At 37.4% G+C, this 13224-nt stretch carries 10 protein-coding genes; all 10 read right to left on the bottom strand.

Features of this window, described 5'->3' with window-relative positions; genetic code table 11:
* Positions 1–126: 126 nt before the first annotated feature.
* Complete coding sequence (locus tag PGC35_RS17745; protein WP_375220081.1) at positions 127–2115, bottom strand: FtsX-like permease family protein; 1989 nt, start codon at positions 2113–2115, stop codon at positions 127–129.
* Entirely contained in the window at positions 2105–2866 is a 762-nt protein-coding gene (locus PGC35_RS17740) for an ABC transporter ATP-binding protein (RefSeq protein WP_053591314.1), read from the bottom strand. The genes PGC35_RS17745 and PGC35_RS17740 overlap by 11 nt, the downstream gene beginning before the upstream one ends.
* Before the next feature lie 99 nt (positions 2867–2965).
* A complete protein-coding gene (locus PGC35_RS17735) occupies positions 2966–3817 on the bottom strand; it encodes a sensor histidine kinase (protein ID WP_375220080.1) in 852 nt (283 codons plus the stop codon).
* Positions 3818–3998: 181 nt separating this feature from the next.
* Positions 3999–4685: a response regulator transcription factor gene (locus PGC35_RS17730; protein WP_483880166.1), complete on the bottom strand. Its 687-nt coding sequence runs from the start codon at positions 4683–4685 to the stop codon at positions 3999–4001.
* A gap of 89 nt (positions 4686–4774) precedes the next feature.
* The gene (gene tuf / locus PGC35_RS17725) at positions 4775–5962 is read right to left on the bottom strand and encodes an elongation factor Tu (protein ID WP_275789683.1); all 1188 of its coding nucleotides are present in this window, start codon (positions 5960–5962) and stop codon (positions 4775–4777) included.
* A 117-nt stretch (positions 5963–6079) separates the two neighbouring features.
* Positions 6080–8158, bottom strand: a complete 2079-nt coding sequence (gene fusA, locus PGC35_RS17720) for an elongation factor G (protein WP_375220079.1) — start codon at positions 8156–8158, stop codon at positions 6080–6082.
* A 51-nt stretch (positions 8159–8209) separates the two neighbouring features.
* Positions 8210–8680 (bottom strand): 30S ribosomal protein S7, encoded by a 471-nt coding sequence (gene rpsG / locus PGC35_RS17715; RefSeq protein ID WP_053591310.1) that lies wholly within the window; start codon positions 8678–8680, stop codon positions 8210–8212.
* Positions 8681–8726: 46 nt separating this feature from the next.
* Complete coding sequence (gene rpsL, locus PGC35_RS17710; protein ID WP_053591309.1) at positions 8727–9149, bottom strand: 30S ribosomal protein S12; 423 nt, start codon at positions 9147–9149, stop codon at positions 8727–8729.
* Between the two features lie 98 nt (positions 9150–9247).
* Positions 9248–9496, bottom strand: a complete 249-nt coding sequence (locus tag PGC35_RS17705; RefSeq protein ID WP_053591308.1) for a ribosomal L7Ae/L30e/S12e/Gadd45 family protein — start codon at positions 9494–9496, stop codon at positions 9248–9250.
* 125 nt (positions 9497–9621) lie between these two features.
* A complete protein-coding gene (rpoC, locus tag PGC35_RS17700) occupies positions 9622–13224 on the bottom strand; it encodes a DNA-directed RNA polymerase subunit beta' (RefSeq protein WP_375220078.1) in 3603 nt (1200 codons plus the stop codon).

The following is a 13224-nucleotide window of genomic DNA, read 5'->3' as shown; positions in this document are numbered from 1 at the left end:
TCACTTTCACACACTAGATTACTAATATGCTAAAGTTTAATTGTTGTTCACACATATGTCAATACGAAAACCCCTTTGCTATAAGCGCAAAGGGGCTTTTGTTCATATAAAGTTCTTAAATTTTCCTTAAAGTGACTCATTTACTACTTTTCTATAGTAACCTACGGAAAGAAATGCAAATACAGAATATAAGACTACATATATACTCATGGTGATTAACAACGGTGCTACTAGCTCTGTACCAAAAAGCATCCAACCGGATTTCACCGCAAAGTAACTATGTGCTAGACCAATAACTAATGGTATCCCGAAGTTAAACAATTGCTTTTTATAGATTCCTTTCATTATTTCGTTCGTTGTAAAGCCAATTTTTCTTAATATAGTAAAGGATGCCTTTTCTTCTTCCGCTTCGCTCATTTGTTTAAAATATAAGATACTACCCGTCGTCATTAAGAATGCTAAGCCTAGAAATCCTGTAATAAATATTACTAGCCCCATCATATCTAAAGTTGAAAGTCGATATTCTTCCTGCGAATCCATATTTATAACTTCATTCTCAGCATTATTTGCAGTTACTTCAAAATGACCATCATTCGTTGTTTCTTCATATATGGATTGAGTTTCTTCTTTTTTCGAACGATCCACTAAATCGATACCTACTTGTTTCGTCCAATTTGTTTGTTGCTGGATTAAGCTATCTTCTGTTAACTTTTCAAATTGAGCGTCCGAAACAACAATCATCATACCACCCCCGGTGAGATAGTATGCAAGTAATGACTCCTCTCTTATTTCTTTTATCGTAATAGACACGTCGCCATTAGTAGTAGTGAGCTGTACAGGTCTATTTCCTTCGATTTTCACAATTTCTGACATCATGTTGCTATAGCCTGTAACAAAGCCTTCTCCTTCTTCTAACGTAAGTCCAGGTATCACTTTTTGAGCATCACTCAATTTAGCCACCGGCATCTCTGTCTTTGTCATTATACTTAAGCCATTTGGAATATCATTCACATATAACTTCGAAGTATCTATCTCTACATCCAAGAGCTCTATCGTTGTTTCTTTGTAACTAATCTTCTTTTTCTCCAATTCATCCACAAAACTTTGTCCTTGATCGTTCAACAGCACGTAGTCGAACGGAATATTTTGCTTTGCCATGGAACTAGCGGAATAATAAGAAATATAGGATAGACAAAGAATTCCCAAAGCAGTTGCAGATAAAACGGTAATTGTTGTGAGAGACATAGCATTCGATTTCATTCGATGCATAATCGGGGAAAGTGACAATACATCTTCAATAGACAAATGACCTCTTTTTTGCTTTCGAATTAAATTCATTAGGAATGCTACTGAAAAACGAAAAACAAAAAAAGTCCCGATAATTGTTGACCCTAAAATGCTAAGCATTTTAAACAGTAGTTCGTTAACATTATCACTTTCTATTTCAAATAGATTCGTTGACAAATAATATCCGTACCCAATCATTACAAGTCCGATAAAACCAAGAAACATTTGAAACCCACTAAATCTTTTAACTCTTGTATCAGCTGTTGCCGTTGCTGTAAATAATGCCAGTAAAGAAACACGTCTGATACTAAGCATCGTTTGAGCTAAAACTAATATTAGAAGTACCAGAAATACTAATATCGTCATTTGTAATGCTTCGATCGAGAAGATTAACTCTACTAGAACATCTTTTTCTAAAATTCGCAGTAGTATCATCGCAAAAATTCTAGAAGTCAAAAAACCCAATGAAACTCCTATTCCAATTGCCCCGATCCATAAAATTGTATTTTCTAGTGCCAACAATCTTGTTACAAGCCCTTTTGACATTCCAATTAGTTGATACAATCCAATTTCTTTGCTTCTTCTCTTCATAAATAGACGGTTTGCATATAAAACAAAAAACACCACAATAAATAACAATAAATAGGATGCAGCTTTTAGGCCAGCTATTGCTTTTACGCCATGTGAAATTTCTACAACACTTGGATTGTATTGAAGTGTTACAAAAGAAAAATAAAGCATCACACTAAAGATTAATGCAAAGAAATACAAGTAATAATGCTTAATATTTTTCTTCATGCTACGGAAAACCAGTTGACTAAGCGTCATAGCCATCACCACCAAGCACACCTTGAATGTTCATTATTTCTTGGAAAAACTGTCCACGATCCTTTTCACCTTTATATAATTCTGTATACAATTGTCCATCTTTCAAAAACAGAACGCGTGAACAAAAGCTTGCTGCGACAGGATCATGGGTAACCATCATAATTGTTACTTTTTTATCTTTATTTATCTTCTCTAAGTTACTTAATAGTGCCGTAGCAGCTTTAGAATCGAGAGCTCCTGTGGGCTCATCTGCAAATACTATAGATGGATTGCTGATTAATGCACGTGCTGCTGAGGTTCTTTGTTTTTGTCCACCGGAAATTTCATTTGGATACTTATTTGCAAGTTCTTCTATCCCTAATGTTTTCGTTAGCTCTTTAAATCGTTCTTCAGACTCTTTTTTAGATATTTTACTAATGGAAAGTGGTAATAATATATTTTCTTTTACTGTTAATGTGTCCAGTAAGTTATAATCTTGAAATATAAATCCTAATTGTTCTCTGCGAAAGTTGGATAATTCACGTTCCCTCATCGTACGTAAATTATGTCCACTAATTTCAATTACTCCTTCTGTCGCTTGATCAATAGAAGCTAGCACATTAAGTAGTGTCGTTTTCCCAGACCCTGATGGACCCATTATTCCAACGAATTCTCCTTCTTGTACGTCCATATTAATTCCTTTTAACACTTCTTGAGCCGATAACTTTTTACCATATACTTTTTTTATTTTACGACCGCTTAAAATAGTCATGCATTTACCTCCTACATTTTACTAACTTTATTGTACGGTTTTCTTTTCTATTAATCGTTCGATTTACATGACAAAAAAAGAAAGTAGATGACAATTTTGTCACCTACCAGAAATTCTAGTCATTTCATTTTTTAATGGGAATTTAAGTGAAAAAATCGAGCCGTTATCTACTCTGGAATCAACGGTTATATCTATACCCAATTTGTCTGCGGCGTTCTTTGCTAGATAGAGCCCCATACCTGTAGATGCTATTGTTTCTCTTCCAGTCGTTCCTGTAAAAGACTTCTCAAATATACGAGGTAAGTCAGCAGAGCTTATTCCAATACCGAAGTCTTGAATATTTAAAATTGTATGTTTAGAACTATCCATTTGAGAAAAGACATGAATTTCTCCATTCTCTTTACTATATTTCACTGCGTTTGATAGTATCTGACGAACTATAAAGGATAACCACTTTTGATCTGTTAATACTTCCTCTTTCGATAGATCGATTTCAAAGCCTATACCCTTTTGCATACACCAAGCTTGCAGTTCTTTTATTTCTGCAGGTATAATTTTGTCAAAATTAATTGGCTCTATCAAGTAATCTTTTTCTAAAGATGGTAATCTTGTATGATGGAGCTGTTGGTCTAATAGTAAATGGACTCTTAGCCACTCAACCTCCAGTTTTTTCTTCACATTAGAATTTTCTACAGTATCTATCATGAGTTTCATACTTGTTAGAGGCGTCTTTACTTCGTGAATCCACGTTAACGTGCGGTCGTTCTCTTCTAAATGTTCCACTCGCATATTGTTCAATTCTTCCTTAGCCACTATAAACAGTTCATCTAATGAAGCTGATAACCTTTTCTCAAAAGTAGATTTTCCTTCTGGAAGAGCAGCAAGTAACATATCTAGTGTAAATTCCTTGTCTATATTCTCCTCTAACGATTTCAGAAAAACTGATTCCACTCTGTATCTCCAAATAAAAAATAGTATAAATGCCAATGAATTTATAACGTTAATATAAAGCAACGATATATTAAAAAAAGCGACGTCTAATGTCAGTATAATATTTAACCAAATCTGCAAGCTTAGAAAAAAGAGAAGCCACGCTTTTCTTTCTTTTATGTACGCTATGAACACAATGAGTCTACTCCTTTGTAATAGCCATATAACCTAGACCTTTCTTCGTAACAATAACATCCTTTAAACCTATTTCCTCTAGTTTTAAGCGAAGTCTATTAACATTTACAGATAAAGTGTTGTCGTTCACAAAACGCTCGTCATCCCATAATTTACGCATTAACTCATCTCTTGACACTATTTTATTTACTGATTGTATAAGAATACGAAGAATAAAAAGTTCGTTTTTTGTTAAATCAATTACTTGGTTATTGTATGTAATCTCACTTTTAGCAAAGTCAATAACTGCTTCATTCCAGCTATTTGTATCCATATTCTCTTCCTGATAATCATATGTTCTTCTTAATACGGCTTGGACCTTAGCTATCAATACGTCTAGATGAAATGGCTTTTGTACGAAGTCATCTGCACCCATTTGCATGGCCATGATGATATCCATCGGATGGTCTCGAGAAGACAAGAATATAATCGGTACTTTCGAAATATGACGAATTTCTCTACACCAATGGAAACCATCAAATGCAGGCAGTTGGATATCTATAATAACTAACTGGGGTTTTTCTTCAATGAATGTATGTATTACTTTTTGAAAGTCGTCAGGTCTAATTACCTCAAAAGACCATTGAATAAAACGATCTCTTAGCATATCAAAAATGGACTGATCATCTTCTATTAACAATATTTTTGTACTTATTGGAAGCACCCCCCTACAAATAGTTTACACTATTTTGCACAAAAAAAATCCATCTCGTCGTCACGAGATGGATTTTATCAATTTATAAATTATTTAGTAATTGTAGCAACTACACCAGCGCCTACAGTACGTCCACCCTCACGGATAGAGAATTTAGTACCTTCTTCAAGAGCGATTGGAGAGATCAAAGAAACTGTCATTTCGATGTTGTCTCCAGGCATAACCATTTCTACGCCTTCTGGTAAGTTACAAACGCCTGTTACGTCAGTTGTACGGAAGTAGAACTGTGGGCGGTAGTTTGAGAAGAATGGAGTATGACGTCCACCCTCTTCTTTTGAAAGAACATAAACTTCAGCTTTGAAGTCTGTGTGTGGTGTAATTGAGCCTGGTTTAGCTAATACTTGACCACGTTGGATTTCTTCACGAGCAACCCCACGAAGAAGTGCACCGATGTTGTCACCAGCTTCTGCATAGTCAAGAAGTTTACGGAACATTTCAACACCTGTTACAGTAGTTGATTTTGGATCTTCAACGATACCGATGATGTCTACAACGTCTCCAACTTTAACTTGGCCACGTTCAACACGTCCAGTTGCAACTGTTCCACGACCAGTGATTGAGAATACATCCTCAACTGGCATCATGAATGGTTTGTCAGTTTGACGTTCTGGAGTTGGGATATAGCTATCTACAGCGTCCATTAATTCAATAATTTTTTCTTCCCACTCAGGCTCACCTTCAAGAGCTTTAAGAGCAGAACCTTTAATTACTGGAAGATCGTCGCCTGGGAAATCGTATTCAGATAGAAGGTCACGAATTTCCATTTCAACTAATTCAAGAAGTTCTTCATCGTCTACCATATCACATTTGTTCATGAATACAACTAGGTATGGAACACCTACTTGACGAGAAAGAAGGATATGTTCACGAGTTTGTGGCATTGGGCCATCAGCAGCAGATACTACTAAGATACCGCCGTCCATTTGAGCAGCACCTGTGATCATGTTTTTAACATAGTCAGCATGTCCTGGGCAGTCTACGTGAGCGTAGTGACGAGATTCAGTTTCATATTCAACGTGAGATGTATTGATTGTGATACCGCGTTCTTTTTCTTCAGGTGCGTTATCGATATCAGCATATGATTTCGCTACTCCACCCATTTTTTTAGAAAGAACTGTTGCGATAGCAGCAGTTAGAGTTGTTTTACCATGGTCAACGTGTCCGATTGTACCGATGTTAGCATGCGTTTTGGAACGGTCAAATTTTTCTTTAGCCATTAGAGAGTGCCTCCTCAGTGATTGTTTGATTTTTTATGATAAAAGGTAGAGGGCGTACGTCCCCCTATCTTTTATACACTATAATTTAGTTATACTTGAATATTGGTGAAAATTCAATTATTCACCTTTATGTTTTTTAATAATTTCTTCCGAAATTGATTTTGGAACATCTTCATAGTGATCGAACACCATTGAGAATACTCCGCGTCCTTGCGTATTAGAACGTAAAGACGTTGCATATCCGAACATTTCAGCAAGTGGAACCATTGCACGAACTACTTGTGCATTACCACGAGCATCCATACCTTCAACACGACCACGACGAGACGTGATATCACCCATAATGTCTCCTAAATATTCTTCAGGAATAACAACTTCTACTTTCATGATTGGCTCAAGTAGAACTGGGTTTACCTTAGATACAGCATTTTTCAATGCCATAGATGCCGCAATTTTAAATGCCATCTCATTCGAGTCAACATCATGATATGATCCGTCGAATAATTTAGCTTTAATATCGATTAATGGGAAGCCTGCAAGAACCCCATTGTCAAGCGAGTCACGAAGACCTGCTTCAACAGCTGGAATATATTCACGTGGTACTACCCCACCAACGATTGCGTTTTCAAATTCAAAGCCTTTTCCTTCTTCGTTTGGAGAGAACTCGATCCAAACGTGTCCGAATTGTCCGCGACCACCAGATTGACGTACAAATTTACCTTCAACTTGTGCAGAATTACGGAAAGTCTCACGATAAGATACTTGAGGAGCACCTACGTTAGCTTCAACTTTAAATTCACGACGCATACGGTCTACTAAGATATCAAGGTGAAGTTCACCCATTCCAGCGATGATAACCTGACCAGTTTCTTGGTCAGTGTGCACGCGGAATGTTGGATCTTCTTCAGCAAGTTTTTGTAATGCTTGACCCATTTTATCTTGGTCAGCTTTTGTTTTAGGTTCGACTGATAAAGAAATAACTGGTTCTGGGAATTCCATAGATTCTAGAATAACTAGAGCCTTTTCATCACACAGTGTATCACCAGTAGTTGTATCTTTTAATCCTACAGCAGCCGCGATATCTCCAGCATATACTTGTGAAATCTCTTCACGAGAGTTAGCATGCATTTGTAGAATACGTCCTACACGCTCACGCTTACCTTTAGTAGAGTTTTGCACATAAGAACCTGATTGAAGTGTACCAGAATATACACGGAAGAATGTTAGTTTACCAACATAAGGGTCAGTCATTACCTTAAATGCTAATGCAGAGAATGGCTCTGAATCATCTGAATGACGTTCTACTTCCTCTTCAGAATCAGGATCAATACCTTTCATAGCAGGGATATCTAGTGGTGATGGAAGGTATGCAACAACAGCGTCAAGAACTTTTTGAACACCTTTGTTTTTAAATGCAGTACCACATACTACTGGATAGAATTCTACGTTAAGAGTACCTTTACGGATACCGTTAACTAATTCTTCGTTCGTAACTTCTTCTCCACCAAGATATTTTTCCATTAGATCTTCATCAAGTTCAGCAACCGCTTCAACTAATTTTTCACGGTACTCTTCAGCTTGAGCTTTATATTCTTCTGGAATCTCTACTTCTTGGATATCAGTTCCTAAGTCATTACCATATACAGTAGCTTTCATCGTTACTAAATCGATAATTCCACTGAATTGGTCCTCTGAACCAATTGGTAATTGGATTGGATGAGCGTTAGCTTGTAAACGGTCACGAAGAGTTCCTACAGAATATAGGAAATCTGCTCCCGTTTTATCCATTTTGTTAACAAATACAATACGTGGTACGCCGTAAGTTGTAGCTTGGCGCCATACTGTTTCAGTTTGTGGTTCAACACCAGATTGAGCATCTAGTACTGTAACCGCACCATCAAGTACACGAAGAGAACGTTCAACTTCAACAGTGAAGTCTACGTGTCCTGGTGTATCGATAATGTTTACACGGTGGTTGTCCCAAGCAGCTGTCGTTGCAGCAGAAGTGATTGTAATACCACGTTCTTGTTCTTGCTCCATCCAGTCCATTTGTGATGCACCTTCATGCGTTTCACCAATTTTGTGGATTTTACCAGTGTAATAAAGAATACGCTCCGTAGTAGTCGTTTTACCAGCATCGATGTGAGCCATGATACCGATATTACGTGTTTTTTCTAAGGAGAACTCTCTAGCCATATTGTATTTCTCCTTCCAATTTCGGATTAGAGTATGATTTTTAAATAAATCTTACCAACGATAGTGTGCAAATGCTTTGTTAGCTTCAGCCATTTTGTGCATATCTTCACGTTTCTTAACAGAAGCACCAGTGTTGTTAGATGCATCAAGAATTTCGTTAGCTAAACGTTCTTCCATCGTTTTTTCTCCACGAAGACGTGAATAGTTTACTAAGTAGCGAAGACCTAGTGTTGAACGACGGTCAGGACGTACTTCAACCGGTACTTGGTAGTTTGCACCACCAACACGACGAGCACGTACTTCAAGAACTGGCATAACATTGTTTAGTGCAGCTTCAAATACTTCTAAAGCATCTTTACCAGAACGTTCTTTTACAAGATCAAACGCTCCGTATAGAATTTTTTGAGAAGTACCTCTTTTACCATCAATCATCATTTTGTTGATTAAACGAGTTACTAGTTTTGAGTTATAAATTGGATCTGGTAACACGTCACGTTTGGAAACAGGACCTTTACGAGGCATGTGTTTTCCTCCTTTCGACGAATGTCTATTTATTAATTATTTTAAATTAGTTTTTCTTTTCTTTCGGGCGTTTTGCACCGTATAAAGAACGGCTTTGCATACGACCATTAACTCCAGCTGTATCAAGAGCACCACGTACGATATGATAACGTACCCCTGGTAAGTCTTTTACACGTCCTCCACGGATAAGTACAACACTATGTTCTTGTAGGTTGTGTCCTTCTCCTGGAATATAAGCAGTAACCTCTAACGTATTTGTTAAACGTACACGTGCATATTTACGAAGTGCTGAGTTTGGTTTCTTCGGCGTCATAGTACCAACACGAGTACAAACCCCACGCTTTTGTGGCGAGTTAAGATTTGTAGCTGATTTTTTAAAGCTGTTATAGCCTTTTCCTAATGCTGGAGACTTTGATTTCGTGATATTGGATTTACGAGGCTTACGTACCAATTGGTTAATTGTAGGCATCGATTGTTCCTCCCTTCATTTGTTCTTGTTAATACCACACATCCAGGTGGTTCATTTTTTGGGTAAAAACAAAGTCTTTGTGTTTTACACAAAAACTGTTACACAGCAATAGCTACTACGGATGCGCCTATGCGCAATCCACATGCTTTGCCAAGATCTACTTTAGACTCGACGTAGTAGATAGGAACATTGGTTTCTTGTGCGATCGCTACTGCAAGTTCAATGATTCTTTCCTCTACATCTAGTGCAATATAAACTTCTTTGACAAGCCCTTGTTTCATTGCTTTTACTGTTTGCTTTGTACCTATGATTGTTTTTTTTGCTTGTTTCACTTTTTCATAAGACATTTTCATATCCTCCAAAGCTACAAGTCAGATAACTATCAACCTTAAATATATTATCATTCATATAATAAGGTGTCAACAATAAACATTAAAATATTAGGGAGAACTCTCTCCCTAATATTTATTTTTTATTCAGCGCTTACTGCTTCTTTACCTTTGTCTGCTTGATTAGTAGTGATTTCGATTTGGCGATAACGTTGCATACCTGTACCAGCTGGAACTAGTTTCCCGATAATTACGTTTTCTTTTAATCCTAATAACTCATCACGTTTTCCTTTGATTGCTGCATCTGTTAAGACACGAGTCGTTTCTTGGAATGACGCTGCAGATAAGAATGATTCTGTTTCAAGAGAAGCTTTAGTAATACCAAGAATAACTGGGCGGCAAGTTGCAGGAATTTTCCCGTTCAACACTGCTTCTTTATTTGCATCTGCAAATTGATGGATATCGAGTAATGAACCTGGTAATAGATCTGTCTCTCCAGCCTCGATTACGCGAACTTTACGAAGCATTTGGCGAACCATTACTTCGATGTGTTTGTCTCCGATTTCTACCCCTTGCATACGGTAAACTTTTTGTACTTCTTTTAGTAAGTACTCTTGAACAGTAGAAACATCTTTTACTTTCAACAATTCTTTTGGATCTACAGAACCTTCTGTTAATACCTGTCCGCGTTGAATTGCATCGTTTACTTGAACTTTCAAACGAGCATTGTACGGAGCTAAATATTTACGAGTTTCTACATTACCTTGAATTGTAATTTCTTTTTGGCCTTCTCTAATTTCATCAATTTCAGTAACAATACCTGTAATTTCAGAAATAACAGCTTGACCTTTAGGATTACGAGATTCAAAAATCTCTTGGATACGTGGAAGACCTTGTGTAATATCGTCTCCAGCAACCCCACCTGTATGGAATGTACGCATCGTTAACTGAGTACCTGGTTCTCCGATTGATTGTGCTGCAATAATACCTACCGCTTCCCCAACTTCTACCGTATCTCCAGTTGCTAAGTTTAAGCCGTAACATTTTTTACATACACCATGTTTTGTATTACATGTAAATGCTGAACGGATTGTTAACTCTTCGATACCTGCTTCTTCAATTAGACGAGCGATATCTTGAGTAATAAGTCCATCTCTTGCTAAAATAACTTCATTTGTAGTTGGATGGTAAATAGTTTTCTTCGTATGACGACCAACAATACGTTCGCCAAACTCCTCAATAACTTCTGTACCTTCCATCAATGAACCTATTAGTAAACCACGATCTGTTCCACAGTCATCTTCTCGAACAATTACATCTTGTGCAACGTCTACTAGACGACGAGTCAGGTAACCAGAATCGGCAGTTTTAAGCGCTGTATCGGCAAGACCTTTACGAGCACCGTGTGTTGAGATGAAGTATTCAAGTACCGTTAATCCTTCACGGAAAGATGATTTAATCGGAAGTTCGATAATACGTCCAGCCGGGTTGGCCATCAGTCCACGCATACCCGCAAGTTGGGTGAAGTTAGATGCGTTACCACGGGCACCTGAGTCACTCATCATGAAGATAGGGTTCATATTATCTAGTGATTTCATCAGTTTATCTTGAATAACTTCTTTTGCTTTACTCCAATGTCCGATAACGCTAGCATAGCGTTCTTCTTCCGTGATAAGACCACGGCGGAATTGTTTCATTACTTTATCCACTTTACCTTGTGCTTCTTCAAGAATTTCACCTTTGTCTGGAAGTACGACAATATCAGAAATACCAATTGTAATTCCAGCTTTAGTAGAATATTTAAATCCTAGCGCCTTCATACGGTCAAGCATTTTAGAAGTTTCCGTGATATGGAAACGTTTAAATACTTCAGCAATGATATTTCCAAGGATTTTTTTCTTAAATGGTTGAACAAGTTCCATAGATTCAATATGTTTCTTCACATCAGTAGTTGTAGAAACAAAGTATCTTTCAGGAGTTTCAATTTGTAAATTGAAATCCGTAGGTTCGTTAATATACGGGAACGTTTCTGGTAGTATTTCATTAAAAATTACTTTACCAACAGTCGTTAATAATAACATTTTGTTTTGTTCTTCCGTAAACGTTTGGTTATTTAGTGATGATGCAGCGATTGCAATACGTGTATGCAAATGTACATGACCAGTATTGTATGCAATTAGAACTTCTTGTGGACCATAGAAAGTTGAACCTTCGCCAGTAGCACCTTTTCGCTCAAGTGTTAAGTAATAGTTTCCTAAAACCATATCTTGAGATGGTGTAACAACTGGTTTTCCATCTTTCGGGTTCAAAATGTTTTGTGCTGCAAGCATTAGTAAACGAGCTTCCGCTTGAGCTTCTGCTGATAAAGGAACGTGAACAGCCATTTGGTCACCATCGAAGTCAGCATTATATGCTGTACATACTAGAGGGTGAAGACGAATAGCACGGCCTTCTACTAATGTTGGTTCAAATGCTTGAATACCTAGACGGTGAAGAGTAGGTGCGCGGTTTAATAAAACCGGATGCTCCTTAATTACATCTTCTAGTACATCCCAAACTTCTGTGTGCATTCTTTCAATTTTACGCTTTGCACTCTTAATGTTGTGAGCTAACCCACGTTCAACTAATTCTTTCATAACAAATGGTTTGAATAGTTCAATAGCCATTTCTTTTGGAAGACCACATTGATACATTTTTAAGTTTGGTCCTACTACGATAACCGAACGACCAGAATAGTCTACACGTTTACCAAGTAAGTTTTGACGGAAACGACCTTGTTTCCCTTTTAGCATATGAGAAAGTGATTTCAATGGACGGTTACCAGGACCTGTAACAGGACGGCCACGACGACCATTATCAATCAATGCATCTACAGCTTCTTGTAACATACGTTTTTCGTTCTGCACGATGATGCTTGGAGCACCAAGATCCAACAAACGTTTTAAACGGTTATTACGGTTGATCACTCGACGGTACAAATCGTTTAAGTCAGATGTAGCAAAACGTCCACCATCTAATTGAACCATTGGACGTAATTCTGGTGGAATTACCGGAAGTACATCTAGAATCATCCAATCTGGTTTGTTGCCAGAATTACGGAAAGATTCCACGACTTCTAAACGTTTAATTGCACGAGTACGACGTTGACCTTGAGCAGTTTTCAACTCTTCTTTTAAGTTTTCCGTTTCACTTTCTAAATCAATCTCTTGAAGTAGACGTTTAATCGCTTCTGCACCCATTGCAGCTTGGAATTTCGTCCCAAACTTATCACGGTATGCACGATATTCTTTTTCAGAAAGTAATTGTTTCTTTTCAAGTGGTGTATCCGCAGGTTCGATTACTACATAAGAAGCAAAATAAATTACCTCTTCAAGTGATCTTGGAGACATATCCAAAATTAGACCCATACGGCTAGGAATACCTTTGAAATACCAAATATGTGAAACTGGTGCAGCTAATTCGATATGTCCCATGCGTTCACGACGTACTTTTGCACGTGTTACTTCCACTCCACATCGATCACATACTACACCTTTGTAACGAACTCGTTTGTATTTACCACAGTGACATTCCCAGTCTTTTGTAGGACCAAAAATACGTTCACAAAATAGCCCGTCTTTTTCCGGCTTTAGTGTTCGATAGTTGATTGTTTCAGGTTTTTTTACTTCCCCGTAAGACCATGAACGAATTTTATCAGGTGAAGCTAAACCAATTTTCATATACTCAAAATTATTAACATCTATCAA

This window comes from Psychrobacillus sp. PGGUH221, from assembly GCF_042055255.1.
Taxonomy (GTDB): domain Bacteria; phylum Bacillota; class Bacilli; order Bacillales_A; family Planococcaceae; genus Psychrobacillus.
The sequence above is the reverse complement of the archived record's forward strand: the minus strand, read 5'-3'. Positions and strand labels throughout refer to the sequence as shown.

Excerpts from the sequence above, each read along its gene's own strand:
- fusA (WP_375220079.1), bottom strand. The coding sequence starts at position 8,158 with ATGGCTAGAGAGTTCTCCTTAGAAAAAACACGTAATATCGGTATCATG.
- PGC35_RS17705 (WP_053591308.1), bottom strand. The coding sequence starts at position 9,496 with ATGTCTTATGAAAAAGTGAAACAAGCAAAAAAAACAATCATAGGTACA.
- tuf (WP_275789683.1), bottom strand. The coding sequence starts at position 5,962 with ATGGCTAAAGAAAAATTTGACCGTTCCAAAACGCATGCTAACATCGGT.
- rpsG (WP_053591310.1), bottom strand. The coding sequence starts at position 8,680 with ATGCCTCGTAAAGGTCCTGTTTCCAAACGTGACGTGTTACCAGATCCA.
- PGC35_RS17740 (WP_053591314.1), bottom strand. The coding sequence starts at position 2,866 with ATGACTATTTTAAGCGGTCGTAAAATAAAAAAAGTATATGGTAAAAAG.
- PGC35_RS17745 (WP_375220081.1), bottom strand. The coding sequence starts at position 2,115 with ATGACGCTTAGTCAACTGGTTTTCCGTAGCATGAAGAAAAATATTAAG.
- rpsL (WP_053591309.1), bottom strand. The coding sequence starts at position 9,149 with ATGCCTACAATTAACCAATTGGTACGTAAGCCTCGTAAATCCAATATC.